The following is a 25,700-nucleotide window of genomic DNA, read 5'->3' on the forward strand; positions in this document are numbered from 1 at the left end:
TCGTCCCGATTGCTGTCAGGCGGCGAGCGCGATCGCGCCGCCCTGCCGTGCCGCCCGCCCGATGGCGTCGACCACCCTGAGCGTCGCCAGCCCCTCGCGGCCGGAAACCAATGGCGCCTCGCTGCCGCGTATGACGGCGGCGAAATGCCGGATCTGCCGCCGCAGCGGGTCCTCGGGCGCGACGGCGAGGCGCTCGCGCTCGAGCGGCTCCCACCAGCTGCGCGGCCCCGGATAGCGCCAGACATCCAGCTGCGGCACGCTGAGAGCCCCCTGCGTGCCGGCGATCTGGCAGCAGGCCTCGTCCTCGCGCGGATAGGCCGGGTTCTCGCCGCTGGTGGTCTCCCAGCTCCACGGCGCCACCGTCGTGTCGGAGACGCTCAGCGTGCCGAGCGCGCCGCCGGCGAAGCGCAGCAGCACCGTCGCGGTGTCCTCCACCGCATGGCCGCGCACCGCGCTGGAGGTCTGCGCCTGCACGTCGACGATCTCGCCGCCGAGATGGCGGAACAGGTCGACATCGTGGATGAGGTTGATCAGCACCGGGCCGGCGCCGAGCTGGCGCCGCCACGCCACGTCGAAATAGTCGTCCGGCTTCATCATCCAGGCATGGCCGGACAGCAGCACCAGCCGGCCGAGACGTCCGGCGTCGATCACCTCCCGCGCCTTGCGGATCAGCGGGTTGTGGCGCCGGTGATGCCCGACCAGCAGCGGCACGCGCGCGGCCTCCGCCGCCTCGACCAAAAGCTGCGCCCCGGCGAGGCTGTCGGCGATCGGCTTCTCGACCAGCACCGGAATGCCGGCGGCGACCAGTTCCAGCACGTGCTCGACATGCAGCTGGTTCGGCGTGGCGACCACCACCCCATCCGGCCGCTCCGCCGCCGGCACCGCCGCGAAGCGCGGATAGCAGGGCACGCCGGCCCGTGCCGCGACCTCGCGGGCCGCCGGCGCCGGATCGATGACCGCCGACAGCTGCGTCTCCGGTTCGGCAAGGACATGCGCGATATGGCGCTGCCCGATCAGTCCGGCCCCCATCACGGCGATGCGCAACGGCTGCATGGCTCTCTCCCTTCCGCCGCTTCAGTGCGGGCGCAGGATCTCACCGAGGAATTTGCGGGTGCGCTCGTGGCGCGGCTGGGTGAAGAAGGTGTCGGGCGGGGCCTCCTCGACGATGCTGCCGTCGGCCATGAAGATCACCCGGTCGGCGACCTGCCGCGCGAAGCCCATCTCGTGGGTGACGCAGATCATCGTCATCCCCTCCTCGGCGAGGCCGATCATGGTGTCGAGCACCTCCTTGACCATTTCCGGGTCGAGAGCAGAGGTCGGCTCGTCGAACAGCATGACGCTCGGCCGCATGCACAGCGCGCGGGCGATGGCGACGCGCTGCTGCTGGCCGCCGGAGAGCTGCGCCGGATATTTGTCGGCCTGCTCCAATATGCGGACGCGGTCGAGCAGCCGCTGCGCGGTCTCCTCCGCCTCGCGGCGGCTCAGCTTCAGCGCCCGCATCGGCGCCAGCATGCAGTTCTGCAGCACGGTCATGTGCGGGAACAGGTTGAAGTGCTGGAACACCATGCCGACCTCGCGGCGCACGGCATCGATGCTGTGGCCGTCGTCGTCGAGCCGGGTGCCGCCGACGCGGATCTCGCCCTTCTGGTAGACCTCCAGGCGGTTGATGCAGCGGATCAGCGTCGACTTGCCGGAGCCCGACGGCCCGCACAGGACGATCCGCTCGCCCCGGCGGACCGACAGGTTGATGGCGGACAGCGCCTTGAAGCCGCCATACCACTTCTCGACATCGGCCATGACGATCATGGGATCCGCCGTAGCCGTGTCACGGATGGGAACATGTCTCGTCATGGCCGTGTCTCCCGCTATGCCGCGCTCAGCTGGCCGAGAAGGGGATGCCTTCGAGGCTGTCGGGGAACTGGTGCACCGGCACCTTCATCCACTTGTCGTAGATCTTCTTCAGCTCGCCATTGGCCTTGATCTTGTCGATGAAGGCGTTGAGCGAGGCGTTGATCTCCTTCTCGCCGAGGCGGGTGCAGGCGCCGTTGTAGAGCTTCTGGAATTCGAGCTTGTTCTCGAACTCTCCGGGGCGGGCCTGCTCGACGCGCTGCAGGTAGAAGATGTTGCCGCCGATCGCCTGCACCTGGCCGGAGGCCAGCGCCTGAATGCTCGGCGCGTCGCCGTCATAGCGGCGGATGGTGGTGCCGGCCGGAGCGTTCTTGGTCACCTGGGTGTCCTGCGCGGCTCCCTTGGCGACGCCGATCGAGACCTTGGCCATGTCGGCATTGGTCTTGATCTCCACCGATTTGGGGGCGATCAGCACGATGGCGTTGGCGACATAGGGCTTGCTGAACTGCACCGCCTTAGCGCGCTCGGGCAGCATCGCCATGGTGGCGAACAGCACGTCGACGCGGCCGGACGTCAGCGCCGGGATGCGGTTGCTGACCTCGAGCGGCACGAACTCCACCTCGACGCCGAGCTCCTTGGCGTAGAGCCGGGCCATGTCGGCATCGAGGCCGTCCTGCTTGCCGTCGCTGGTGACGAAGCCCCAGGGCGGGTTGTCGCCCTGGATGCCGACGATGATCTTGCCGCGCGCCTTGATCTCCTCGGGGGTGACGGCGGAGGCGGGACGGGTGGCGAGCGCCGGCAGGGCCAGCGCCGCGACGGCGGCGGCCAGCACCAGGCGGCGGGTCGGCGTGAAGCGGATCATGTTTCTCTCCCTTTGCATTGGCGTTTTTCGGTTTCTTGAGTGTTTGGCGTTGCTTGAGTGTGTTGTTTGAGTGCTTGGCGTTTTTTGCTTGGACGGCGCCGTCACCGCGAGGCGACGGCGAAGCGGCGTTCGAGATGCGAGCCGTAGAGCGACAGCGGCCAGCACATCAGGAAGTAGAGGATGCCGACGATCCCGAAGACGAGGAGCGGCTGGAAGATCTGGTTCGAGACGATGTTCCCGGCCCGCGCCAGCTCGGTGAAGCCGACGATGGAGGCGAGCGAGGTGCCCTTGATCAGCTGCACGAGGAAGCCGATGGTCGCCGGCAGCGAGATGCGGATCGCCTGCGGCAGCACCACGTCCTTCATCCGCGAGACGTATTTCAGGTTCAGCGCGCTGGCGGCCTCGCTCTGGCCGCGCGGTACCGCCTCGATGGAGCCGCGCCAGATCTCGCCGAGATAGGCGCTGGCGTGCAGGGTGAAGCCGATCGACACCGCCACCCACGCGCTGAGCCGCAGGCCGACCAGCGCCAGCCCGTAATAGACGACGAACAGCTGCATCAGCAGCGGCGTGCCCTGGAACAGCGCGATGTAGCCCGCCGCCAGCCGCTCCAGCGGCCGCATGCCGGAGGTGCGCATCAGCGCGATGGCGAGCCCGCCGATCGCACCGCATACGAAGCCGATCGCCGACAGCGCGACCGTCCATTTCAGGCCGGTGAGGAGGAACAGGAACTCGCCGAGACCCATGGTGCCCTCACTTCACCGGATAGCTGAAATAGCGGGTCGAGATGGTCGAGAAGAACGTCATCATCAGCCAGGACAGGCCGAGATAGAGCAGCGTGATGACGCCGAAGACCTCGAAGCTGCGGAAGCTCTCGGATTCGATGCGCTGCGCCACCGAGGTCAGCTCATAGGCGGAGATCGCCGAGGCCACGCTGGTGGTCAGGGTGAGCAGGATGAACTGGCTGGTCAGCGAGGGGAAAACCGCCCGCAGCGCCGGCTTCAGCACGATGAGCCGGAACACCAGCCCCTTGTGCAGCCCCAGCGCCAGCCCGGCCTCGACCTGGCCGCGACTGATCGACTGCACGCCGCCGCGGATGATCTCGATGGCATAGGCGCCGCCATTGATGCCGAGGGCGAGGATGGCGGTCGGCGTCGGGTCGAGGCGTAGGCCGGCCAGCGGCAGCGCGAAATAGATGAAGTAGATCTGCACCAGGAAGGGCGTGTTGCGGATCAGCTCGACGAAGCCCCGCACCGTCCAGCGTATCGCCTTGTGGCGGGAATCGCGCAGCACCACGCCGCCAATGCCGATGACGATGGCGATCGCCATCCCGCCCAGCGCGAGCAGCAGGGTGCCGAGGCAGCCGGCAAGCAGGTCCGGCAACCCGTCGAGGACGGGCGTGAAATCCAGCGCGTAGTTCATGGCGTTTCCTCGACAGCCGACCTTCTGCGGGTCGGTCCGCTTCATCGTCCCGGCGCCTCTGCGGGCGGCTCGGCAGGCACGGACGCGCAGCTTGCGCGATGCTTTTGGCGGATGATAAATTGTACCAACTGGTTCATTTGGTCAAGCGGAATGTACCAGACGGTACATTCCGCTTCGTGCCGCCCCCGCGCTCGCGCGCGCCCTCTCGGTGCCTCGATGGAAAAGACAGTCACGCCGGCCAAGACCGGCACGCCGCCCCGCGCCGACAGGAAGGCTCAGTCCTGGACCCAGGACCCCGAAGGCGTCCGGCGCAGCATTCTCGATGCCGCGCGCCTCGAATTCGTCGAGCACGGGCTGAGCGGCGCCCGCGTCGACGAGATCGCCGCCAAGACGGCAACCAGCAAGCGGATGATCTACTATTATTTCGGTGACAAGGAGGGGCTCTACCGCGCCGTCATCGAGGAGATGTACGACCGCATCCGCCGCTTCGAGCGCGGCCTCGATCTCGGCGCCCTGCCGCCGGACGAGGCGATGGCGAAGCTGGCCGGCTTCACCTTCGACTACCACGCCGACAATCCCGATTTCGTGCGCATGGTGATGATCGAGAACATCCACCATGCCCGCCATCTCGCCACGTCCACCAAGATCGCCACGCTCAACCTGTCGATCATCGACGTGATCCGGGAGATCTACCGGCGGGGCGTCGCCGAGGGCCTGTTCCGGCCGGGCATCGAGGCGCTGGACATCCACCTGACCATCAGCGCGCTCAGCTTCTACAACGTGTCGAACCGCGCCAGCATCCGGCAGGTGTTCGGCCACGACATGGGCGCGCCGGACATCCTGCCGCAACGCCGGCAGACGGCGATCGACACGGTGATGCGGATGCTGCGGGCCTGACCGCAGCATCCGGAAGCGGGATCGGCGGGCCTCAGGCCTTGCCGGCCATGGCCGCCATCGCCTCGATCGCCAGTTCGTAGCCGGCGGCGCCGAAGCCGAGCATTACGCCGGTGACCACCGGCGAGATCAGCGATTTATGATAGATGCTCTCCCGCGCATGCACGTTGGAGATGTGCAGCTCGATCTTCGGCCCGTCGAACATCTTCAGCGCGTCCATCAGCGCCACCGAGGTGAAGGTGTAGCCGGCCGGGTTGACGACGATGCCGCAGGCCTCGCCGCGCGCCTCATGCACGCTCTCGACCAGCTCGCCCTCGAAATTGGTCTGCCGGAACTCGACCGTGAAACCCAGAGCGCCGGCCTTGGCGGCGCTGCGCTCCGCGATCTCCTTCAGCGTCGTGGTGCCGTAGATGTGCGGCTCGCGCTGGCCGAGCAGATTGAGGTTCGGCCCGTTCAGAATGTAGATGCGGCGTCCCATTCCCGTTCCCCCGGTTGGTGCGCGTTGCCCCTGAAGCCCTTTTCGATGGGGTGGTGTCACCCGATCGGAAGGGCTTTAGATTCAACAAGTTGGAGCATCTTCTCTTCGCGAAAGTCGATCAACTTGCGCGGAAAATGCTCTAGACGCGCTCGATGGCGATGGCGATTCCCTGTCCGACGCCGATGCACATGGTGGCGAGGGCGAGGCGGCCCTTTGTCTCGCCGAGCTCCAGCGCGGCGGTGCCGGTGATGCGGGCACCGGACATGCCGAGCGGATGGCCGAGCGCGATGGCGCCGCCATTGCGGTTCACCCGCGGGTCGTCGTCGGCGATGCCGAGCTGGCGCAGCGTGGCGAGCCCCTGCGAGGCGAAGGCCTCGTTGAGCTCGACGACGTCGAGCTGGTCCGGCGTCGGGCCGAGGCGGGCGAGCAGCTTCTGGCTCGCCGGCGCCGGGCCGATGCCCATCACCCGCGGCGGCACGCCGGCGGTGGCGCCGCCGAGGATGCGGGCGAGCGGCGTGAGGCCATGCTTCCTCGCCGCCGCTTCCGAAGCGATGATCAGCGCCGCGGCGCCATCATTCACGCCGGAGGCGTTGCCGGCGGTCACGCTGCCGCCGGCGCGGAACGGCGTCGGCAGCTTGGCCAGCGTCTCCAGCGTGGTGGCGCGCGGGTGCTCGTCCTTCTCGACCATCACCGGCGCGCCCTTGCGCTGCGGGATGATGACCGGGACGATCTCCCTGGCCAGCCGGCCATTGGCCTGCGCCGCCGCCGCCTTCTGCTGGCTGCGCAGGGCGAAGGCGTCCTGGTCCTCGCGCGAAACATGGTAGTCGGCGGCGACGTTCTCGCCGGTCTCCGGCATGGAATCGACGCCGTACTGCGCCTTCATCAGCGGGTTGACGAAGCGCCAGCCGATAGTGGTGTCGTGGATCTCCGCGCTGCGCGAGAAGGCGCTCTCCGCCTTGGGCAGCACGAAGGGCGCACGGCTCATGCTCTCGACGCCGCCGGCGACGACCAGTTCCGCCTCGCCCGCCTTGATCGCGCGGGCGGCGGTGATCACCGCATCCATGCCCGAGCCGCATAGCCGGTTGATGGTGGTGCCGGGCGTCGCGACCGGCAGGCCGGCCAGCAGCAGCGACATGCGGGCGACGTTGCGGTTATCCTCGCCGGCCTGGTTGGCGCAGCCGAAGACCACCTCGTCCACCGCCTCCCAGTCGAGGGCGGCGTGGCGGGCCATCAGGGCCTTGAGCGGGACCGCGCCGAGATCGTCGGCGCGCACCGAGGACAGCGCCCCGCCGAAACGGCCGATCGGCGTGCGGACATAGTCGCAGATGAAGGCGTCGGTCATGGTGCGGTCCTCACAGCTCGGGCGCGACGAGATCGCCGACCGGCCCGTCGACATGCAGCGTCGCGCCGGTCATCGCCTGCAGCGCGTCGAAGGGCAGGTCCGGGAGCTTCTCGCGCAGCACGAAGCGGCCGCCGGCGATGTCGACCACCGCATGGCTGGTATAGACGCGGGTGACGCAGGCGACGCCGGTGAGCGGGAAGCTGCAGCGCTCCACCAGCTTGGGCTCGCCGCTCTTGGTCAGGTGCTCGGTGATGACGAAGACCTGCTTGGCGCCGTGCACGAGGTCCATGGCGCCGCCGACCGCCGGCACGCCCTTGGCCCCGACCCGCCAATTGGCGAGATCGCCAGCCTGCGACACCTGGTAGGCGCCGAGGATGGCGACGTCGAGATGGCCGCCGCGCACCATGGCGAAGCTGTCGGCATGGTGGAAGAACGCCGCGCCCGACTTCAGCGTCACCGCCTTCTTGCCGGCGTTGATCAGGTCCCAGTCCTCCGCGCCCGGCGCCGGCGGCTCGCCGAAATTGAGGATGCCGTTCTCGGTGTGGAAGATCGCCTCGCGGCCGGGCGGCTGATAGCTCGCCACCATTTCGGGGAAGCCGATGCCAAGATTGACATAGGCGCCGTCGGCGATGTCCTGCGCCGCCCGCCAGGCGATCTGGGCGTTGGAGAGCCGGGCGTTGTGAGAGACTGCGGGGGTCATGCGTACACCGCTCCGGCCCGGATGAGGTCTTCTTCCTGCTGGGGATCGGTCACCTCGACGACGCGGTCGACGAAGATGCCGGGGGTGATGACGTTCTCGGGGTCGATGCCGCCGGGCGGCACGATCCGCGAGACCTGGACGATGGTGGTGGCCGCCGCCATGCACATCAGCGGGCTGAAATTGCGCGCCGCCTGATTGTAGGTGAGGTTGCCCTGCGGGTCGCCCAGCTGCGCCTTCACCAGTGCGAAGTCGGCCTTCAGCCAGTGCTCCCGCACATAGTGACGGCCCTCGAACTCGGCGGTGGCCTTGCCCTCGGCGAGCTCGGTTCCGTAGCTGGTCGGAGTATAGAAGGCCGGGATCCCGGCTCCGCCGGCGCGGATGCGCTCGGCAAGCGTGCCCTGCGGGACTAGCTCCAGTTCGATCTCGCCGCGCAGATAGCGCTCGGTGAAGGCGCGCGGGTCGGAGGAGCGCGGGAACGAGCAGATCATCTTGGCGACCATGCCGGCATCGATCATCGCGGCGATGCCGATGCGCCCGTTGCCGGCATTGTTGTTGACCACGGTGAGGCCCTTGGGCCGCTTGTCGATCAGCGCGTGGATCAGCTCGATCGGCGCGCCGGCGCCGCCGAAGCCGCCGATCATCACGCTGGCGCCGTCGCCGATCGGCGCGACCGCCTCGGCCAGGGATCCGACCGTCTTGTCCATCCGCGTCCTCCCGCCGGCCCCTTGTCGGACGGGGCGCTTTGCAGTGCCGAGACATAGAAGTCCGCGAAAAACCGGGCAAGGAATATGTTCATTAATTGATATTTGTTCATATATCGTACAAATTCATGCCGTCAGCGATGCGGGAGAGGGTGATGCAGCCGGCCATCAAGGAGACGGATTTCATCGGCGGTTTCGCCAAGGGGCTGAAGGTGATCGAGGCCTTCGACGCCGCCAAGCCGCGGCTCTCGATCACCGACATCGCCAAGCTCACCGGGCTCGACCGGGCGACGGCGCGGCGCTGCCTGCTCACGCTCGCCGCGCTCGGCTATGCCGACTACGACGGCAAGTTCTTCAGCCTGACACCGCGCATCCTGCGCCTCGGCCACGCCTATCTGTCGGCGACGCCTCTGCCCTCGCTGCTGCAGCCGCATCTCGACCAGCTGTCGGAGGCGGTCGGCCAGAGCGCGTCCGCTTCGGTGCTGGACGGGGAAGAGATCGTCTACATCGCCCGCGCGGCGCAAAAGCGGGTGATGTCGATCAATCTGCTACCAGGCTCGCGCCTGCCGGCCTGGTGCTCCTCGATGGGGCGGGTGTTGCTTGCCGCGCTTGGCGATGAGGAGGTGCGCCAGCGCCTCGCCCGGGCGCGGCTCGAGCCCCTCACTCCCTTCACCCGCGTCGATCCGCAGGAATTGCTGGCCGAGATCGGGCGCGTCCGCGCGCAGGGTTATGCGGTGATCGACCAGGAACTCGAGATCGGTCTGTGCTCCATCGCCGTCCCGGTCCGCGACGTCACCGGCCGCGTGGTGGTGGCCATCAATATCGGCGCACCGGCCGCCGTGGTGGCGGCGGCGGACATGCCCAAGCTCTATCTTCCGGAGCTTGTAGCAATCCAGCAGCAGCTGGCGGTGACGCTGCGCTGAGCGCGGTCGTCGATCCCATTGGCGTCGGGGGGTAAGTCCATAGCCGGCTTCGTTCTTAAGGTCGGAAGCCTGAGGATGGATCAGGAGGCCTTCAGCAAGTGCCGGAAGTTGCCGCCCTTGTTCAGCACGTCGGCGAGCGAATAGCGATCCAGTGTCGCGAGAAATGCCTGCAGCGCCTCGTCGAGCACACAGGTCAGGCCGCAGGCCGGTGCGATGAGGCAGCTCGAGCATCCGACGAGATCGAAGCCGTCCTCGGTATGCCGGACCAGCGCGCCGATATTGATCTCGCCGGGAGGGCGCGCCAGCCGGATGCCGCCGGAGCGGCCACGCGCGCTCTGCAGATAGCCGGCATTCACCAGATCGTTGACCACCTTCATCAGGTGGTTCTGCGAGATGGCGTAGGCGCGGGCGATCTCGGCGATCGAGCATTGCCGTTCCGGGCGCGATCCCAGATATAGCAGCACCCGCATGGCATAGTCGGTGTAGCGCGTCAGGCGCATCTCGCCTCCGTGTCAGAACCAGCGTTGCGGGGCCACACGTCCGGCGGCGCCCCCTTGCGTCAGGCAAGACTGCGCGTGAGGACATGGAGCCAATCGGCCTCCGTGACCACGCCGACCGGCCGACGATTCCCATCGACGACGAACACCGAATGTACCCGGCCCTGGGCGTAGCGCTCCAGCAGGTCGATCGCCGGCGTGGCGGGGGTCGCCGTGGCGGCCGGCGTCATCACCTCGCCAACATGGCGCGCCGGCCGGAGGAGTTCGCGCAGGCCGACGGCGCCGACGAGCAGTCCGGCACCGTCCACCACCGCCAGCCGGCGGATGTCGCGTTTCACCAGCAGTCCGCGTGCCTGCTCGGGAGAGGCGTCGTCCTTCACGCCGATCACGCCCGTCACCATGAGATCGGCACAGGTCAGTTCGCGATAGGAGCGCGCGATCGCCCGTCGCTCCATGTGCCGTACCAGGCTTTCGAGATCGTCCGCGCCGATGTCGAAGGATTCGCCGGCTTCCTTCAACGTGGCGGCGATGTCGGCCTTGCTCACCGTCCATGGCCGGTCCGAGGCCCGCGCCGGCTGCGGCGAGGGGGCGACGTGAGGATAGCTGTGGCCGGACATGCGATGGTAGAGCCAGGCGCTTGCCACCAGCACGACGGCGTTCAGCCCGACCGGGACGAAGGGGAACAGCAGGCTCGACGAGCCCCCGATGAACAGCCCGACCAGCGCCGCCGCGCCGCCCGGCGGATGCAGGCACCGCAGCAGCGACATCGCACCGATGGCGCAGGCGACGGCCAGCCCGGCCGAGAGCGCGGTGAGCGGCATCAGGTGACCGATCGCGACGCCGATGGCGGCCGAGATGACGTTGCCGCCTATCGCCGGCCAGGGCTGTGCCATCGGGCTGGCCGGTACGGCGAACAGCAGGACCGCCGAGGCGCCCATGGGCGGAACGATCCATACGAGATGGTTCATGTCCGTCGCGGCGAGACCGCCGATCACCGCCGACAGCCCGATGCCCATGAGGGCGCCGAAACAGGCGAGGGCCCGATCCCGGAGCGTCGCTCCCGCAAGGATGGGACGGAACAGTCTTAAGCGTGCAAAGGCTGACAAGGCCCACTCCAGATGCATCGCGTGGAAGCTTGAGCGCCACGGGGGGCGAGACTGACGGGCTTGGCGGCCATGCGACCGCCCGCCGGGTCGCGAACGACGCCGCGCTTCCCGCTTAAACATTCATCTCATATACATGATTTGAGGCGCGTGTCCAACGCCGCCCAGGCCTTCGGAGCGCGGCGGGCTTCGGCCCGTGGCGCCGACGGCTTGACGTCATGGGCGACATGTCGCGGAAGCACCGTTCCGGTCGTCGTGCGCGACGCGGCTTGGTGGCGGGAACCCTGGCGCATGTGAGGCGCGGCGCGTCCTATGGCGACCGTCAGAAGCGAGATGAGAGCCCCGGGCTGCGAATGTCGTCAGAATGGCACCGACAGCCGAATGCTCGCCTCCTGGGCGAGATAGGCGTCGCCGATCTGGGCACGGTATTCGCCGCGCAGTTCGTAGCCATTGCCGGCGACGAATTGCAGGCCGGCGCCGAGATCGACCAGCGTGTCGGGCAGCTGCACTTCGGAGACGAAATCGATGCCCTGGCGGGAATCCGTGTCGAAGCTCAGCGCCTGGCTCATCCCGTCATTTGACAGGAAGGTCACGCCGGCGGTCGCGAAGGGCCGCAGCCAGCCGCCGCCGGAAAGATCGATGCGCGCGCCGACCTCCACCGCCGGGCTGACGGCGAAGCTCCATTCGCGCATGGCCTCGCTGGTCAGGCTGACGCCTTCGCCGGTGTCCGTGCCGGCGCCGGGCACGTAGGTGTAGAGGGCGTCGAGATCGACATAGGGGCGCAGATAGAAGTTCGGATTGGGCAGCACGAACTCATAGGCCGCCCGCAGCCGGAAACCGGCGGTCCAGATGTCGCTGGCGCTGGAGGCGCGCCAGGCTTCGGATTCGAAATCGAACAGGCGGCTGGTGTCGAACCGGCCGTAGCTGCCCTGCATCGCCGCCGACAGCAGCAGCGGCCCCATCTGGTGCTTGATCGCCATCGAGACGTCGCCGGCCTGGCCGTCGACGCTCGTGTAGCCGTCATTGGCGTCGAGATCGGTGGTGCTGTAGGCGCCGGACACGCCCATGAACCAGTCCTTGGCGACCTCCCACTGGGCGCCGGCGCGCATGGTGATGCCGTTCTGCGAGAAGCCGTCCGCCGCCGAGGTATCGTCCATGGTGATCCGCGACGCCGTCACCTTGCCCCATGCGCACTGGCTTTCGGTGATCATCACCCCGTCGTCGACGAAGATGGGGCAGCTCATCGCCGCGCTCAGCGAGCTGCGCGCGGCCAGGGTCTGGGTGATGGCCGGCGCCTGCTGGCCCTCGCTCGACTGGCTGTCCACCGCCTGCCGGTAGTCTTCCGCCGAGGTGAGATTGGCGATCTGAGCGAAGATCGCCGCGCTCGGCCAGGGATCGCGGTCCCAGGACTGCTGCAGGCCGTCGGCCAGCCGGCGCTCATTGTCGTTCCAGGCGTCGCTCTGGCTCTCCGGGGTGCGGAAGCGGGCCGACGGCGTCACCGACAGGGTGTGATCGGTGTTGCTCGTCGACCAGGAGATCGGGTTGCCCTCGCGGGCGAGCGTGGTGATCTGGCTCGCCGTCAGCCGTCCGGTCGAGGAGATCAGCGCGAAGGACTGCGGCACCAGCTGGTCGACGGCATAGGGCGAGATCATCAGGTCGCGGGCCGTGACCGTTCCGCTGGCACGCAGCGTGTCCTGGCGGTAGGCGGAGGCGGCGGAGCTGGTGACGTCGGCCAGCATCGCGCCGCTCAGCACCACCTTCTCGGCGGTGACGTTCAGCACGGCGACGCTGCCGCGGCCGCCAATGTCGAGCGTGCCCCGGCTCTCGAAGCTCGATCCCCTGCCGCCCATCTCGACCGCGCCGGTGCCCGACCGGCTCCGGTAGGTGCCGCCCGCCTCGGTGAGGAACTGGTTGGCGCCGGAGGAGAGCAGCACGTCGCCCTCGATCGTTCCCCAATTGGTGAGGCTGGTGGTGCCCAGCCGCGAGATCAGCGCCAGCTCGGAGGCCGCCCCCATCAGCGAGCCGGCGGTCAGCTTGACGGTGTTCGCCCCCGCCGCGTCGATGCGGATGCCCGCCCCGGTGCCGGAGCCGCCCCAGATCGTGCCGTCATGCGTGATGTCGGCGCTGCCGCTCCAATAGGCGACGCGGCTGTCGATCGAGCCGTCGGTCTTCTGGCGGCCGGCCTGGATGAACACCCCATAGGCGTCCTTGCCGGTGGCGATGATGTCGCCGCGTGTGTCCAGCGTCACCTTGCCGGCGTGGCCGGTGTGCCAGTTCGGCGTGTAGTGGTCGGACTTGCCGGGCGGATCGGTGTGTTCGTCATAGGTGTCCTCGATGATGCCCCAGACGAAGCTCTTGAACCGGCGGATCGGGCGGCTCGCCGCGCTGGTGATCGGCGCCACGTCGGTGCCGTTGACGTCGAAGGCGGCGCCGCCGCCCCCGGTCAGGCTCTGGATGAACAGGCCGTGCGCCCGCTTGCCGGTGGTGAGGATGGACATGCGCGAGGACGGGTCGTCCATGCCGACTTTGATGTCGCCGCCGTGGCCGTAGGACGGCACCCAGCCATTCACCCGGCGCGTAGTCTCCGCGAGGTCGTAGACGGAGGCCATCTTGATCTGGCCGGTGCCCACGCCGCCATAGCCACCGCCGCCGCCGATGGACTGTAGCAGCGCGCCATAGGCGCCGTCGCCGGCGGTGACGATCCGCGCCCCCGACCCCAGGGTGAGCGTGACCTTGCCGCCGTCCCCGCCGGCGTTGCGCTGGGTGTCGGAGCTCGACAGGCCGCCGAAGGTGAGATCGAAGGTCACCGGCTTGTTCTGGCTGCTGGCATCGGCGCCGAGACCGCCGCCCGCGCCGATGCTCTGCGCCACCACGCCGATGGCGCCGAGGCCGGCGGTCGCGATGGTGCCACTCGTCGTGACCTTCACCTCGCTGCCGGATCCGCCGAACGGGTTGTTCGAGGCGTAGCCCGCTCCGCCGAACTGCGCGGTGACCTTCGCCGCTGGGATGCCGCTGGCCTCGGCCTCGCGCAGCGCCTTGAGGTCCAGGCTGTGATCGCCGGCCTCGCTGGCGGCGTCCGCCAGCAGCGCGTCGAGCGCCTTGAGGGCGTCGGCTTCCTCCTGGCTCGCCGCGAGGGTCTCGGCATCGGCCGGATCGCGCCGGTTGATCACATAGACGCCGCCGCCGCCGCCGATGCTCTGCGCGACGATGCCGTGCGCCTCCTTGCCGCCGGTGGTGATGAGACCGGAATTGACCAGCGTGACGGCGCCGCCATCGGCCAGCGAATTGATGCTGGCGCCGAGGCTCACCTTGGCGTTCATCGCCGCCGTCATCGCCTTGCTCGACGTCGCCGCCACCAGCCCGCCGCCGCCGCCGATGCTCTGGCCGAGCATGCCGAACGCCGCGTTGCCGGTGGTGGCGATCGCGCCGCTATTGGTGAGGGTGGCGCTCGCCCCGGCACCGGAGGCGCCGCCGGAGCGGTTGCCGATGGTCATGTTGATGTCGAAGACGCCGGGGCCGACCGTGACCGAGCCGCCGGCGGTGCCGCCGCCGCCGCCGATCGATTGCGCCAGCATGGCATGGGCGATCGCGCCATGGGTGGTGATGCTGCCCTCGTTCGTCGCCGTGACCTCGCCGCCCTTGCCGCCGTCGCCGCCCTTGCCGCCGACCTGCACGTCGAGGGTGATCGGCACGGGAATGGGGGATTCCTTCAGCTTGCCGTTCGCCCAGCCCTCCTTGGCAAGATACTGCGTCACGCTGGTCACGCGCGCGATCAGGTCCTTGATCGCGGCGGTCTTCACGGCTTCGACGAGCGCGTCGGTGTAGATCTTCTTGTAGTCGATCCGCCGCTCGACCTCCTCCAGCGCCGCCTTGGCCGACAGGGAGCCGTCATTGCCGGCCGCCACCTGCCGGGCGACGTTGCGCCGGGCGTCCTCGATGTCCTGCTTGGCCTGCGCCAGGCCGGCCTTGATGCCGCTGAGGATCGATTTGGCACCGAGCAGCTTCAGCTGGAAGGACGAGTTCTCGTTCAGCCAGTCGACGCTGTTGCCGGCGACCTTGGAGAGCAGGTCGTTGCCCTGGACCAGATAGTTGGCGATCTTGACGACGCTGGAGGCGACGTCGGTGACTGCGTTGCCCTGCGGTTCGGTCGAGTCGCCGAAGGCGCCGCCATTGCCGCCGCCGCCGCCGACGCTCTGGGCCTGCATGCCGAAGGAGCCGTCGCCATAGGTGGTGATGGAGGCGTTGCGCGCATTGGTGGCGGTCGCCACGCCCCCGTCGCCGCCCTTGCCGCCCTTGCCGCCGACCCCGAGCCGGGCGGCGCCGTCGGTCGAGCTCGCCGTCAGGTAGCCGCCGCCATTGCCGCCACCGCCGCCGACGCTCTGGACCAGCAGGCCGGTGGAGGACGAGCCGCGCGTCAGCACGCTCGACGCATTGGTCGCGCTGGCCCGGCCGCCGGCGCCGGCGCCGGCGCCATCGCCGCCCACGCTGATGCTGACGCCGAGCGAGGCGCCGTTCGGGATCGACCCCGCCGCCGTCTCCAGGATGTAGCCGCCGAGGCTGGAATCGGTGGTGAGCCCGGCCTTCACCGACGAGGAGCCGGGACCGCCATTGCCGCCGCCACCGCCGATGCTCACCACCTGCATCGCCGGCGAGAAGGCGCCGGAGGTGGTGATGGTGCCCCGGTTGGTCGCGAGCGCCTCGCCACCATCGCCGCCACCACCACCGGTGCCGCCAATGCCCAGCGAGACGCCGAAATTGTAGCTGACGCCGAGCATGTCGCTGATCGAGCTGGCGGCGGCGCCATTGCCCCCGCCGCCGCCAATGCTGCTGATCAGCATGCCGACCGCGCTGTCGCCGCTGGTCTTGATGTCGGCGCGGTTCACCACCGTGGCGGTGCTGCCGGCGCCGCCCTTGCCGCCCGATCCGCCAAGCGCATAGGTCATGCTGAAGGTGGGAACATCCGGCAGGCCCACCGCCACCGCATAGGCGGAGGCGTCGCCCGCCCGCCCGCCGCCGCCGCCGATGCTGCTCGCCTCGACGCCATGCGCGCCGACGCCGCTGGTGGTGACGTTCGAGGTGTTGTCGATGCTCACCCGGCCGCTGGTGCCGCCATCGCCGCCGTCGCCGCCGATCGAGACCGATATGGCCGAGACGATGCCGCCGGTCTTGCTCGTGGCGCTGCCGCCGGCGCCGCCGCCGCCGCCGATGCTCTGGGCGATGATGCCGCTCGCATTGTTGCCGGAGGTGACGATGCTTCCGCGCTTGCCGTCGGCGCTCGGCCGGATCCTCACCGTGCCGCCATTGCCGCCGGCCCCGCCGTCGCCGCCGCGGGCGACGCCGAGCAGGATCGCAAATCCGCCGGCATCGCCGCCGGGTCCGCCACCGCCGCCGACGCTCTGGGCCAGCAGGCCGTAGGCATCCTTGCCGGAGGTGGTGATGCTGCCGTCATTGTCGACGACCACCCGGCCGCCGTCGCCGCCATAGCCGCCCGTGCCGCCCTTGGAGAAGAACGTGCCGTCGCCGCCGGCGCCGCCGCCCACATAGGAGCCCGGCGTGATCTTCGACAATCGCACCGCCGCCAGGGCGGCGCCCCCGCCGAGGCTCTGCGCCGCCAGTCCGATCGAGCCCTGGCCCGACGTGGTGATGGTGCCGGTATTGACCACCTCCACATTGCCGCCATTGCCGCCGGCCCCGCCATTGCCGCCATGCGTGAAGATGTCCTCGGAATCGCCGCCATTGCCGCCGGGACCGCCCATCGAGGCGGCGGAGACGCCAAAGGCGTAGTCCCCGGCGGTGGTGACGGTGCCGGTCTGGCGCAGCCTGACATGGCCGCCATCGCCGCCGGCCGCGCCGGGCACGCCGCCGATGCCGGCGCCGTCGTCCTCGAAATAGGCGACGGCCCGGCCGCCTTGCCCGCCCACCGAGCGCAGGACGATGCCATGCGCGCGTTCCCCATGGGTCTCGACCCGGCCGTCATTGGTGACGATCACCTCGCCGCCGGCCCCGCCCGGCGTCAGTCGGCCTTCATCGTCGTAGCCGGCGTCGAGGCCGGTCCCGCCGATGGATTCCGCCAGCACGGCGGGCAGGGCGCTCCAGGTCTCGATGCTCCCCGCCTTGCCGATAGTGACCGTCACCGGGCCGCCGGCGGCGCCGGCATAGTAGCTGGTCTGCCAATCCTCATCCCGCTCGAAGGCGAAGGCGATCGGATTGCCGGTCCGGTTGCGGCCGGACTGCCCACCCTTCGAAAGCGCCCAGATCCCCGTGACCGCGCCGTTCTCGGCGCCGCTCTCGAACAGCGAGCCGTTCATCTCGACGGTGACCGCGCCGCCTGAGCCGCCGCGACCGATGCCGCTGGCTCCGACGCCGCCGGAACCGCCGATGGAGTAGGCCTCGATCACCGCCCGCTCATTATTGGCGCGGTAGGCGTCGGGCACGTAGAGCGAGACGCCGTCGCGGATGGTGATGTGCACATCGCCGGCATCGCCACCATCCTTGCCCGCCACGTCGCGGGCATAGCCGAACAGCTCGTCCAGCCTTGTGTACGGCGTGGTGCCGATGCCGCCGTCGCCGCCGACCGATCCAGCTTCGACGAGCGGGCTCACCTTGTCGGAGATGCCGGTTTCGACGACCACGGTCACCGGCCCGGCGGAGCTTCCGGCCGTCGCGCCATGGTCGGTAGTGTAGGAAGTGCCGTTCGCGCCGCGCACGACATGGGCAATGCGCTCGTCGGCCTGCGCGGTTTCGGCGGTCTGCATGCAGAGGGCAAGCACGAGGCAGCTTGTGCCCGTCAGGAGAAGCCGGCGCCGCTGACTCATACGCCCTTCCCGAACCATTGCGTCCTGCCCTGCCCCCGTATCCCGACCGTGTCGGGCTCGCAGGCCTTTCGTCGGCGAGCAATGTGATCACCAACGGCCGTAAGGTCCAAGGAGATCAGGCGAGTGGACGCTTCGTCATGCTGAATTGCACAGGGTTGTCGCCGTTCGGGCACACCTCGGAGCCGGGCTGCCCATGCGGGGGGGAATCCGTCATCCGCGATGGCGGGCCCCCGGCTAAGCGACCGACCGGAGATTTCTGAGCCGCCTCCCGACATACGGCCCGGATGGGCGAGGCGACCTCACAAGGTCCGGCAGTCGGTGAGGGCGAAGGTGCGACACCGTCACCACGCGTTGAAGCAGGGGCGTTTCGCCGATGCGGCTTGGCGTACCCGAGCCGGAGCCGATGCATCGCCGCCCAGGCGCAACGGGCCACGATGCATCGGCGGGCACAACGTCCCGGTATCGGCGAGTAGTGCTAGCCTGCCCGCTCGCCGGCCGGCGCCAGCGCCGACCATTCGGCGAAGGTCGGGGTCGGCATGTCGAAGCGGTCGCGGATGGTCGCGCAGGTCGAGCCGCCGAGCCGGGCGATGGCGTCGAGCCGCGCCGGGTCGACGCGCAGCCGCTCGGCATCGACCACATCGGCGCGGTAATGCGCATAGACGATCTCGCCAAGGATGATCTGGCGCGACTTGCCGAGCTCCAGCGTCAGGTGCCGCCGGCACTCGAAGGCCGCCGGCGCCTCTCGTATCCAGGGCGAGGCCACCTTCACGCCCGGCATTGCGGTGAAGCCGGCGGCGGCGACCTCGTCATGGCCCGGCGGGAAATTCGCCGCGCACAGATGCATGCCCTCGGCGATGGCGTGCGAGACGATGTTCACCGTGAACACCTCGGTCAGGCGGATATTGCGCGCGGTGTCCTTGAACGACATGTCGGCGTGGTTCTCCACCCCGAGCGCCAGGATCGGCGGATCGGCCGACAGGCAGTTGAAGAAGCTGAACGGCGCCGCGTTCACCCGCCCTTGCGGGTCGACGGTCGTCACCAGCGCGATGGGGCGCGGCACGATGGTGCCGATCATCAGCTTGTAGCGCTCGCGTTCGCCGAGCGCCCGGAAGTCGAAGCCGACGGTCTCGGCGGCGGGTTCTGTGAGCGTGCTCATAGGTCGAGCCCCTTGATCCGCGCCGCATAGGGGGCGAGGACATCGCGGATGTCGCGCTCGACCTTCTCCTGCAGGAGCGCGCGACTGGCGACGGCGGCGAGGTGATGGTCCATCAGCCCGGCAGCGCGCGCGGCATCGCCGGCGATCAGCGCGTCGACGATCTCGCCATGTTCGCTCACGCCGCAGTCGGAGGAGTGCGGGCGGCCATACATGGCGAGGATGAGCGAGCAGCGCGACACCACCTCGGTGACGTAGCGGATCAGCACGTGATTGCCGGTCAGCCGCGCCAGCAGCAGGTGGAATTCGCCGGCGAGGCGGATCGATTCCACCTCATTGCGGCCGGAAACCTCGTGCTCGCGGGCGACATGGTCGCGCAGCACGGCGATCTCGTCCGCCTTCAGCTTGCCGGCGAGGCATTCGGTGACGATGCGTTCGAGGCCCCGCCGGACGACGAACACGTCGCGTCCCTCGTCGAGGCTGGGATTGGCGACGAAGGCGCCGCGATTGGGTTTCAACTCGACCAGTCCTTCGACGGCGAGGCGGCCGAGCGCCTCGCGCGCAATGGTGCGGCTGGTGCCGAAGGCGTCGCCGATGGCGTCCTCCGGGAGCTTGGCTCCCGGCTGGAGCCGCTGCTCGATGATGGCCTGCCGAAGCGCGTCCTGAACCGCTTCGGTACGGGAGATCGCCCCGTGCTCGGCCGGGGGCGGACCTTTCCCCTTGGCGGTCGGATCGTTGACGGAGCGCGAGGCCCCCTTCTTCATCGTGTTCATGCGAATTCTCTGCGTTTCGTATGCGCTGAATCAGCCTCGCGCCGCGGTGGCAGCCTTGCGCGCTTTCACCCAGCTGTCGAGGATCGCCACCGCCTCGGTGTCCATCGCCTGCTGCGACGGCATGGCACGCGCCTCGACCGGGGCGCCGGCGGCCACGCGCAGCGCCTCGACATCGATGGGGTGGCGCTCGGCGCGGGTCAGCGTGGCGAAGGCGACACCGGCCTGACCCATCGAGGCGGCGTAGTAGAGCGTCGAGATGCCCGCCACCTCCATGGTCGCCACGCACATCGCGCAGGGCTCGCAGGAAGTGTAGAGCTCGCAACCCGAGAGGTCGACGCATTCGAGCCGGCGGCAGGCGTCGCGGATCGCCTCCACCTCGCCATGCGAGGTCGGATCGAAATGGGCGAGCGAGTGGTTGAGCCCCTCGCCGACGATGGCGCCATCCTTGACGATGACGCAGCCGAACGGTTCGGTGCCGGGCTTTTCCAGCGCCTCGCGCGAGATGTCGATGGCGCGGCGCATGAAGTCTTCGCGATACATGTCTGTCTCCTCCTTCGATAGGTCAGGCGGCCTGCGGTAGCAGCCGGCCTCAGTATGTCGAGCCCGGCTGCGGCGGCGGCCATGCTCAGTGTGTCAGGCGGCCTGCGGCAATAACCATGCATGCCGCGAATCCCAACTCAGCTTCACCCGGCGGCCGGGCACGAGGTCGAGCGCTTCGATCTCGTGCTGCTGCTTCTGCACGCGGAATTCCGTGCCGCCCTCGATCTCGACGAACACGGTCTGCGTCGAGCCGACGAATTCGAGCCCGAGCACGGTCCCCGCGATGCCCGGCCCTTCGATGTCAGCCGCTAGGGCAATGCGGTCGGCGGCGATCACGAAGTCGCCGCGACTGCCTTCCGGGCGCGCGGCGTCGGCCGGCACGCGGAAATCGCCGAGCGCGCTGCCGATCTCCAGCTGGCCGTCCGCACCGCCGCGCACCTCGCCGCGGATCAGGTTGTTCATGCCCATGAACTCGGCCACGAAGGCGTTGGCCGGCGCGCGATAGACGTCCTGCGGCCGCCCGACCTGCTGGATGTGCCCCTCGCTCATGATGACGATGCGATCGGCGAGCGCGAAGGCTTCCGACTGGGCATGCGTCACATAGACGAAGGTGATGCCGAGCTCGCGGTGCAGCCGTGACAGCTCGGTCTGCATGCGCACGCGCAGATGCGCGTCGAGCGCCGAGAGCGGCTCGTCGAGCAGCAGCACCGAGGGTTCCGTCACCAGCGCGCGGGCGATGGCGACGCGCTGGCGCTGGCCGCCGGACAATTGGGCGATGTTGCGTTCCGCCATGCCGGCGAGGCCGAGCCGGTCGAGCCAGTCGAGCGCGCGCTTGCGCCGCTCGGCCGCGCCGACCTTCTGCATGCGCAGCGGGAAGGCGACGTTCTCGGCCACGGTGAGGAACGGGAACAAAGCGAGGCTCTGCCACACCATCGGCGTGTTGCGCTGGAAGGCGGGCACGCCGCGCATGCTGTCGCCGCCGATACGGATTTCGCCGCCGGTCGGCTCGTCCAGCCCGGCGATCAGCCGCAGCGTGGTGGACTTGCCGCAGCCGGACGGGCCCATGATGGCGATGAACTCGCCGGCGTCGATGTCGAGATCGATCGACTTGACGGCGTGGTGGTCGGGGTAGCGCTTGTCGAGCTTGTCGAGCGCGATATAGGGCGTCGGCATCGGACTCTTCCTCGTCAGGATGTGGGGTTGCGGCGTCCGGCGCGGACACCGGTGAAACGCTGGGCGAGCAGCACCAGCGCCACGCTGACGACCAGCACCACCGTGCCGACCGCGTTGATCTTCGGGTTCACCTGTCCCTGCAGCAGGTTGAGGATGCGCACCGGCAGCGTCTCGTGCACGCCGCCGACGAACCAGGCGATGAGGAACTCGTCGAACGACACCGCCGCCGACAGGAAGAACGAGGCGATCAGCGCCGGCTTGCAGAACGGCAGCACGACATGGATGAGCGCCGCCGCCGGCGAGGCGCCGAGGTTCCACGCCGCCGGCTCGAGGTCGCGGCTGAGATCGTTGAGGCGCAGGCGGATGATCGCCATCGAGAAGGAGGTGGCGATGGCGACATGGCAGGCCATGATGGTCTCCAGCCGCCCGAACAGCCCGAGGCGGGACAGGAAGGCGAGCATCGCCATGCCGAGGATGGTGGCCGGTACCGCCGGTGGCACCGCCACCAGGAGCACGAAGGGCAGCTTGAGCTGGAAGCGGTAGCGGAAGTCGATATAGGCCGCCGCGAAACCGAGCACCGTCGAGGCGATCGCCGTCCCCAGCCCGACCAGCACGCTGTTGACGAAGGCATCGCGGATCATCGGGTCGTCGAGGATGGCACGGTGCCATTCCAGGCTGAAGCCGCCCCACGGAATGGTGGGGAAGCGGTTGGCGTCGAAGGAGAACACCACGATGACCAGCATCGGCGTGGCGATGAACAGGAAGAGCGCGCCGAGAAAACCATATTGCGCGAGGCGCGACAGCCGGGTGGCGAGGGGGCGGTTCATCGCGCGGCCCCCCGTCGGGCGGTGCGGCCGGACGACAGCCACTGGCCGATCCCCAGCACCAGCGCCAGCATTACCAGCATGGCGACGCCGATCACCGAGGCGCGCGGCCATTGCGAGCCGGACTTCACCGTGTCGACGATCAGGATGGACAGCGTCGGCGGCTTGGAGCCGGTCATGAACAGCGGGCTGACATAGTCGCCGAAGGCGAGCAGGAAGCTCGTCGTCGCCGACAGCATGATGGCGGGACGCACCGACGGCGCGATGACATGCATGATCACCCGCGCCCGCCGGCAGCCGAGATTCTCCGCCGCCTCGATGAGGGTGCGGTCGATGCCGGCCATGGCGAAGACCAGGATCAGCACGGCGATCGGCAGCGTCAGGGTGAGCAGCCCGACCTGCAGCGAGAAGGCGCCGCCGAGCAGCGGCAGCGGCCCGACGCCCGTGAGCCCGAGCAGGGCATTGATCATGCCCTCCGGGCTCAGCACGATCTGCCAGGCATAGATGCGCAGCATGTAGCTGGAGAACACCGGCACCACGAGGAAGGCGACCACGAGGTCGCGCATCCGCGGGCTCAGCCGGAAGGCGATGGTGTAGGCGGCGGGAAAGGCCAGCGCCACCGCCAGCACGGTCGTGGTGCCGGCCACCGCGAAGGTATGGACGAGGGCGCGCTGGAAGGTGGCGGAGAACAGGATCCGCGACCAGTTGTCGAGGACGAAGGCGGGCTCCAGCCGGAACGCCTTCACCTGCCAGAAGGTCACGACGACCAGGAACACCAGCGGCGCGGCGAAGAACACCGCCTGCCACAGCAGGACGGGCAGGCCCAGCACGGCCGGCAGCACGGCGGGAGATCCCGCCATGCGTGGCCGTCCCAGCCAGGACCAGCGCGACAGGGCGCTGGCACGCGTCGTCACGGAGGCGGCCGTCATGGCTTGGCTCCTTCCTTGGCGATGGGGTCAGAGGCTCTTGAACTCGCTCCAGGCGTCGTTCCAGTCGGAGATTTCCTGCTGCTTGGGCAGCTGGCGGAACTGGATCTTCTTCGCCTTGTACTCGTCCATGACGTTCGGGCCGGTCAGCGTCATGCGCAGGATCTCGGCGTCCTTCGGCATGGTCTGGTTGAGCAGCTTCCAGCCGGGGATGGACGGGATCGACTTCTTGTTGTCGACCTTGGTCGCCATCTTCACCTGGCCCTCGGGCGAGGTGGTGTACTGGATGAACTTGCGGGCGAGATCGCGCTTGGGCGTGCCCTTTACGATGGACAGCGATTCCGTCCACTGCAGGCCGCCTTCCTCCGGGATGATGGTGTCGACCGGCACGCCGTTCATGCGCAGGCCGAGGGTGATCCACTCGCCGATGCCGGGCACCAGCTGGGCGCGGCCATTGGTGAGCGAGGAGAAGATGTCGGCGATGGTGTAGAAGCCGGACGCCTGCGGCTTCAGCGTGAACAGCTTCTGCTTCACCGCCTCGAAATGCGCCTCGTCGATGTCGAAGGGCGGGCGGTTGCCGTTGGCGAGGCTGATCGAGCCGATGGAGGGCAGGTACCAGTCGAAGAAGCCGACCTTGCCCTTGGCCTTGTCGCTCCACAGCGCGGCGTAGGAGGCGACCTCCTTCGGGGTGAACTCCTTGGTGTTGTAGGACAGGCCGAGATAGCCGAAATCGGTCATCACGCCGTAGAGCTTGCCGTCGAACCAGTGCAGCGGGAACTGCTGGAACTCCGGCCAGTAGTCCTTCAGCGGGTAGTCGGCCGGGTCGAGCTCTTCGATGAAGTCGGCTGCATGCAGCAAGTGCATGTACTCGGCGTCGGCCAGCACCACGTCGAAGGAGCCGGGCGGCGACTGGTTGATGACGGCGAGCATCTGGTCGCCGCCGACATATTCCTTGATGCGGATCTTGACGCCGTTCTCCTTCTCGAACTGCTCGACGAGATAGGGATCGGCATTGCCCGGCCAGGAGAGATAGTTGAGCACCTTGGGATCGTCAGCCTGGGCCGACGACCAGCGCGAGGTAGCGGCGAGGGCGCCGGCGGCGACGCCGGCCTTGAGGAAGGAGCGGCGACTGATGTCACCGGCGAGGAAGGGAGTGCGCATCGGGTCTGTTCCTGCTTCTGGGTTATATCGCATGCATCAAGTGCATACGATATCAAAAGCAAGTCGTGTGCCAAATGTCGCGCCGGGGCAGTTGGGTTTGAAATCAGATACTTACGAAACGCAGCGATTTCGCCGCCCGCGCCCATGCTGTCGCAAATGACGGCGCCTCGATCAAAATGTGTGCAATAAGTGCGTGCAATCTATGCTGTCCTGAATGACGTTCCAGGTGCGACGATGCATGCCTTTCGGCTTTCGGAGCTGGCTCCCGTCGCTGGCGGACGGGCGCGCTGCGGGGCATCGCGGCGCGGCGAGCGGAAATCCGGCCGCTCATGCACGGCACATCGCGCCGACGGAGCGACGGTAAACCGGAACAGAGGGCTATCTGGGGAGAAGCATATTGGCGGAGAGGGTGGGATTCGAACCCACGGTACGCTTGCACGCACAACGGTTTTCGAGACCGTCCCGATCGACCACTCCGGCACCTCTCCGCGCACGGGACGCGACGGCGGCCGCCGCGTCGTGGAGCGCAGGCTCAATAACCGAGGAGTCGGTCAGGCACAAGACCCGTGCCGACAGGAAGTGGATCGCGCCCTTGGCAATCCACTCCGGCCGATGTTCAGCGGCGCGAGGCCGAGCTGCACAGCCAGGCGAGCGCCGCACCGGCGATGCCGGCGGCGAGAATCAGCGCGACCGGATGCCGGCCGGCATGGTGCGTCAGTTCCTGCATGCTGCGCCCATAGGCCGAGCGGCCGAACTCGAGCGCGTCGTCGGCGAGATGCCCGGCCTGCCCCCGTGCGCGCTGGCCGATCGCCACCGCATCGTCGTAGAGATCGTCGAACTGGGCGGCGGACTGGCGGCGGGCGCCGCCGGCGACGCTGCGCAGCCGGCCGCCAACCTCGTCCGCCAGCTCGCGGGCTGCTCCGGTAATGCGATTCCTGTTCATCTCGTCCTCGCTGTCTCGACGGCCGGAAACGCGCCGGGCCGTCATCCGGGGTGGTAACGCCGCGGCGCGGCGAAAAGTTCATGGCGGCGAGAGGTTCATGCCGGTGAAGGGCTGGTGGTAAAGAGTTCGGCTCGCCTCGGCTACCGCCATCCGCTCCGTTTTGCGCGCCGGAAAACCTTGACTCGATCCGGCCCAGCCCCTATAGGCGCTGCCTTGGCGCGAAATGGGTTCGTGCCATGATCCGTAGCCGACCGAAAGAAGCCGGTCACGTGCCGCAAGGCGCGCAGTCCGGGCTCGAACGAAAGGACATAACATGTTCGCGGTCATCAAGACGGGTGGCAAGCAGTATCGCGTTGCCGCCGATCAGGTCGTCACCCTCGGCAAGATCGAAGCCGAAGACGGTGCGACCGTCACCTTCCCGGTGCTGATGCTCGGCGGCGATGCCCCGAAGGTCGGCGCTCCGCTGGTCGAGGGTGCTTCCGTCACCGCCGAAGTGGTCAAGCAGACCCGCGGCGACAAGGTCATTGCGTTCAAGAAGCGCCGCCGGCAGAATTCGCGCCGCAAGATCGGCCACCGGCAGGACTTCACCGTGGTCCGTATCACCGCCATCACTGGCGCCTGAGAC

General features: G+C 68.6%; 23 protein-coding genes and 1 tRNA gene. 3 read left to right on the forward strand and 21 right to left on the reverse strand.

What is annotated here, in order from left to right:
* Positions 1–15 precede the first annotated feature (15 nt).
* The 5 genes from KHC28_RS09665 to KHC28_RS09685 all read right to left on the reverse strand — a co-directional run bounded on the left by KHC28_RS09665 (position 16) and on the right by KHC28_RS09685 (position 4,129).
* Entirely contained in the window at positions 16–1,053 is a 1,038-nt protein-coding gene (locus KHC28_RS09665; RefSeq protein ID WP_214008104.1) for a Gfo/Idh/MocA family protein, read from the reverse strand.
* A gap of 21 nt (positions 1,054–1,074) precedes the next feature.
* On the reverse strand, positions 1,075–1,806 hold the full coding sequence (locus KHC28_RS09670) for an amino acid ABC transporter ATP-binding protein (RefSeq protein ID WP_214008202.1): 732 nt from the start codon (positions 1,804–1,806) through the stop codon (positions 1,075–1,077).
* 70 nt (positions 1,807–1,876) lie between these two features.
* Positions 1,877–2,710 carry a transporter substrate-binding domain-containing protein gene (locus KHC28_RS09675; RefSeq protein ID WP_214008105.1) on the reverse strand — a complete coding sequence of 278 codons (834 nt, stop codon included), beginning with the start codon at positions 2,708–2,710 and terminating at the stop codon, positions 1,877–1,879.
* A gap of 101 nt (positions 2,711–2,811) precedes the next feature.
* A complete protein-coding gene (locus tag KHC28_RS09680; protein ID WP_214008106.1) occupies positions 2,812–3,453 on the reverse strand; it encodes an amino acid ABC transporter permease in 642 nt (213 codons plus the stop codon).
* A gap of 7 nt (positions 3,454–3,460) precedes the next feature.
* Entirely contained in the window at positions 3,461–4,129 is a 669-nt protein-coding gene (locus tag KHC28_RS09685; protein ID WP_214008107.1) for an amino acid ABC transporter permease, read from the reverse strand.
* A gap of 216 nt (positions 4,130–4,345) precedes the next feature.
* On the opposite strand from KHC28_RS09685, the gene KHC28_RS09690 reads away from it, so the two are divergent.
* Complete coding sequence (locus tag KHC28_RS09690; protein WP_214008108.1) at positions 4,346–5,026, forward strand: TetR/AcrR family transcriptional regulator; 681 nt, start codon at positions 4,346–4,348, stop codon at positions 5,024–5,026.
* Positions 5,027–5,057: 31 nt separating this feature from the next.
* Here KHC28_RS09690 and aroQ read toward each other — a convergent pair whose 3' ends face one another.
* From aroQ to KHC28_RS09710, 4 genes are all read right to left on the reverse strand, one after another.
* On the reverse strand, positions 5,058–5,501 hold the full coding sequence (gene aroQ, locus KHC28_RS09695; protein ID WP_214008109.1) for a type II 3-dehydroquinate dehydratase: 444 nt from the start codon (positions 5,499–5,501) through the stop codon (positions 5,058–5,060).
* A gap of 139 nt (positions 5,502–5,640) precedes the next feature.
* Positions 5,641–6,843 carry a 3-oxoadipyl-CoA thiolase gene (pcaF, locus tag KHC28_RS09700; RefSeq protein ID WP_214008110.1) on the reverse strand — a complete coding sequence of 401 codons (1,203 nt, stop codon included), beginning with the start codon at positions 6,841–6,843 and terminating at the stop codon, positions 5,641–5,643.
* A 10-nt stretch (positions 6,844–6,853) separates the two neighbouring features.
* On the reverse strand, positions 6,854–7,543 hold the full coding sequence (locus KHC28_RS09705; protein ID WP_214008111.1) for a 3-oxoacid CoA-transferase subunit B: 690 nt from the start codon (positions 7,541–7,543) through the stop codon (positions 6,854–6,856).
* Positions 7,540–8,247: a 3-oxoacid CoA-transferase subunit A gene (locus KHC28_RS09710; RefSeq protein WP_214008112.1), complete on the reverse strand. Its 708-nt coding sequence runs from the start codon at positions 8,245–8,247 to the stop codon at positions 7,540–7,542. Before KHC28_RS09710 ends, KHC28_RS09705 begins: the two co-directional genes overlap by 4 nt.
* Positions 8,248–8,411: 164 nt before the next feature.
* Between KHC28_RS09710 and KHC28_RS09715 the strand changes: the two genes are divergently transcribed.
* On the forward strand, positions 8,412–9,167 hold the full coding sequence (locus KHC28_RS09715; RefSeq protein ID WP_214008203.1) for an IclR family transcriptional regulator: 756 nt from the start codon (positions 8,412–8,414) through the stop codon (positions 9,165–9,167).
* An 80-nt stretch (positions 9,168–9,247) separates the two neighbouring features.
* On the opposite strand, the gene KHC28_RS09720 is transcribed toward KHC28_RS09715, so the two are convergent.
* The 12 genes from KHC28_RS09720 to KHC28_RS09775 all read right to left on the reverse strand — a co-directional run bounded on the left by KHC28_RS09720 (position 9,248) and on the right by KHC28_RS09775 (position 25,075).
* Positions 9,248–9,667: an Rrf2 family transcriptional regulator gene (locus KHC28_RS09720; protein WP_214008113.1), complete on the reverse strand. Its 420-nt coding sequence runs from the start codon at positions 9,665–9,667 to the stop codon at positions 9,248–9,250.
* 59 nt (positions 9,668–9,726) lie between these two features.
* Complete coding sequence (locus tag KHC28_RS09725; RefSeq protein WP_214008114.1) at positions 9,727–10,788, reverse strand: HPP family protein; 1,062 nt, start codon at positions 10,786–10,788, stop codon at positions 9,727–9,729.
* Positions 10,789–11,126: 338 nt separating this feature from the next.
* Entirely contained in the window at positions 11,127–17,582 is a 6,456-nt protein-coding gene (locus KHC28_RS09730; protein ID WP_214008115.1) for an autotransporter outer membrane beta-barrel domain-containing protein, read from the reverse strand.
* Positions 17,583–18,057: 475 nt separating this feature from the next.
* Positions 18,058–18,738, reverse strand: a complete 681-nt coding sequence (locus tag KHC28_RS09735) for a flavin reductase family protein (RefSeq protein ID WP_214008116.1) — start codon at positions 18,736–18,738, stop codon at positions 18,058–18,060.
* Positions 18,735–19,499: a GntR family transcriptional regulator gene (locus tag KHC28_RS09740; protein WP_214008204.1), complete on the reverse strand. Its 765-nt coding sequence runs from the start codon at positions 19,497–19,499 to the stop codon at positions 18,735–18,737. The genes KHC28_RS09735 and KHC28_RS09740 overlap by 4 nt, the downstream gene beginning before the upstream one ends.
* Positions 19,500–19,538: 39 nt before the next feature.
* Entirely contained in the window at positions 19,539–20,048 is a 510-nt protein-coding gene (locus KHC28_RS09745; RefSeq protein ID WP_214008117.1) for a nucleoside deaminase, read from the reverse strand.
* Between the two features lie 93 nt (positions 20,049–20,141).
* Positions 20,142–21,221, reverse strand: a complete 1,080-nt coding sequence (locus tag KHC28_RS09750; RefSeq protein ID WP_214008118.1) for an ABC transporter ATP-binding protein — start codon at positions 21,219–21,221, stop codon at positions 20,142–20,144.
* 14 nt (positions 21,222–21,235) lie between these two features.
* The gene (locus KHC28_RS09755; protein WP_214008119.1) at positions 21,236–22,048 is read right to left on the reverse strand and encodes an ABC transporter permease; all 813 of its coding nucleotides are present in this window, start codon (positions 22,046–22,048) and stop codon (positions 21,236–21,238) included.
* A complete protein-coding gene (locus KHC28_RS09760) occupies positions 22,045–22,974 on the reverse strand; it encodes an ABC transporter permease (RefSeq protein ID WP_246564551.1) in 930 nt (309 codons plus the stop codon). Before KHC28_RS09760 ends, KHC28_RS09755 begins: the two co-directional genes overlap by 4 nt.
* A gap of 27 nt (positions 22,975–23,001) precedes the next feature.
* Entirely contained in the window at positions 23,002–24,132 is a 1,131-nt protein-coding gene (locus KHC28_RS09765) for an ABC transporter substrate-binding protein (protein ID WP_214008120.1), read from the reverse strand.
* A gap of 398 nt (positions 24,133–24,530) precedes the next feature.
* A tRNA-Ser gene (locus KHC28_RS09770) sits at positions 24,531–24,620 on the reverse strand.
* A gap of 128 nt (positions 24,621–24,748) precedes the next feature.
* Entirely contained in the window at positions 24,749–25,075 is a 327-nt protein-coding gene (locus tag KHC28_RS09775) for a hypothetical protein (RefSeq protein WP_214008121.1), read from the reverse strand.
* A 313-nt stretch (positions 25,076–25,388) separates the two neighbouring features.
* Here KHC28_RS09775 and rplU point away from each other — a divergent pair, with 313 nt between their 5' ends.
* A complete protein-coding gene (gene rplU / locus KHC28_RS09780) occupies positions 25,389–25,697 on the forward strand; it encodes a 50S ribosomal protein L21 (protein ID WP_214008122.1) in 309 nt (102 codons plus the stop codon).
* The last annotated feature ends 3 nt before the right edge of the window (positions 25,698–25,700 follow it).

The sequence above is a fragment of the Ancylobacter sonchi genome, assembly GCF_018390695.1.
In the GTDB taxonomy this organism is placed as follows: domain Bacteria; phylum Pseudomonadota; class Alphaproteobacteria; order Rhizobiales; family Xanthobacteraceae; genus Ancylobacter; species Ancylobacter sonchi.

Bases quoted from the DNA above. Each gene is read 5' to 3' on its own strand.
- KHC28_RS09670 (WP_214008202.1), bottom strand. From the start codon at position 1,806: ATGATCGTCATGGCCGATGTCGAGAAGTGGTATGGCGGCTTCAAGGCG.
- KHC28_RS09730 (WP_214008115.1), bottom strand. From the start codon at position 17,582: ATGAGTCAGCGGCGCCGGCTTCTCCTGACGGGCACAAGCTGCCTCGTG.
- KHC28_RS09750 (WP_214008118.1), bottom strand. From the start codon at position 21,221: ATGCCGACGCCCTATATCGCGCTCGACAAGCTCGACAAGCGCTACCCC.
- KHC28_RS09760 (WP_246564551.1), bottom strand. From the start codon at position 22,974: ATGACGGCCGCCTCCGTGACGACGCGTGCCAGCGCCCTGTCGCGCTGG.
- KHC28_RS09735 (WP_214008116.1), bottom strand. From the start codon at position 18,738: ATGAGCACGCTCACAGAACCCGCCGCCGAGACCGTCGGCTTCGACTTC.
- KHC28_RS09680 (WP_214008106.1), bottom strand. From the start codon at position 3,453: ATGGGTCTCGGCGAGTTCCTGTTCCTCCTCACCGGCCTGAAATGGACG.
- KHC28_RS09710 (WP_214008112.1), bottom strand. From the start codon at position 8,247: ATGGACAAGACGGTCGGATCCCTGGCCGAGGCGGTCGCGCCGATCGGC.
- KHC28_RS09740 (WP_214008204.1), bottom strand. From the start codon at position 19,499: ATGAAGAAGGGGGCCTCGCGCTCCGTCAACGATCCGACCGCCAAGGGG.
- KHC28_RS09765 (WP_214008120.1), bottom strand. From the start codon at position 24,132: ATGCGCACTCCCTTCCTCGCCGGTGACATCAGTCGCCGCTCCTTCCTC.
- KHC28_RS09665 (WP_214008104.1), bottom strand. From the start codon at position 1,053: ATGCAGCCGTTGCGCATCGCCGTGATGGGGGCCGGACTGATCGGGCAG.
- pcaF (WP_214008110.1), bottom strand. From the start codon at position 6,843: ATGACCGACGCCTTCATCTGCGACTATGTCCGCACGCCGATCGGCCGT.
- KHC28_RS09675 (WP_214008105.1), bottom strand. From the start codon at position 2,710: ATGATCCGCTTCACGCCGACCCGCCGCCTGGTGCTGGCCGCCGCCGTC.
- KHC28_RS09755 (WP_214008119.1), bottom strand. From the start codon at position 22,048: ATGAACCGCCCCCTCGCCACCCGGCTGTCGCGCCTCGCGCAATATGGT.
- KHC28_RS09775 (WP_214008121.1), bottom strand. From the start codon at position 25,075: ATGAACAGGAATCGCATTACCGGAGCAGCCCGCGAGCTGGCGGACGAG.
- KHC28_RS09745 (WP_214008117.1), bottom strand. From the start codon at position 20,048: ATGTATCGCGAAGACTTCATGCGCCGCGCCATCGACATCTCGCGCGAG.
- KHC28_RS09725 (WP_214008114.1), bottom strand. From the start codon at position 10,788: ATGCATCTGGAGTGGGCCTTGTCAGCCTTTGCACGCTTAAGACTGTTC.
- rplU (WP_214008122.1), top strand. From the start codon at position 25,389: ATGTTCGCGGTCATCAAGACGGGTGGCAAGCAGTATCGCGTTGCCGCC.
- KHC28_RS09720 (WP_214008113.1), bottom strand. From the start codon at position 9,667: ATGCGCCTGACGCGCTACACCGACTATGCCATGCGGGTGCTGCTATAT.
- KHC28_RS09705 (WP_214008111.1), bottom strand. From the start codon at position 7,543: ATGACCCCCGCAGTCTCTCACAACGCCCGGCTCTCCAACGCCCAGATC.
- KHC28_RS09685 (WP_214008107.1), bottom strand. From the start codon at position 4,129: ATGAACTACGCGCTGGATTTCACGCCCGTCCTCGACGGGTTGCCGGAC.
- KHC28_RS09690 (WP_214008108.1), top strand. From the start codon at position 4,346: ATGGAAAAGACAGTCACGCCGGCCAAGACCGGCACGCCGCCCCGCGCC.
- aroQ (WP_214008109.1), bottom strand. From the start codon at position 5,501: ATGGGACGCCGCATCTACATTCTGAACGGGCCGAACCTCAATCTGCTC.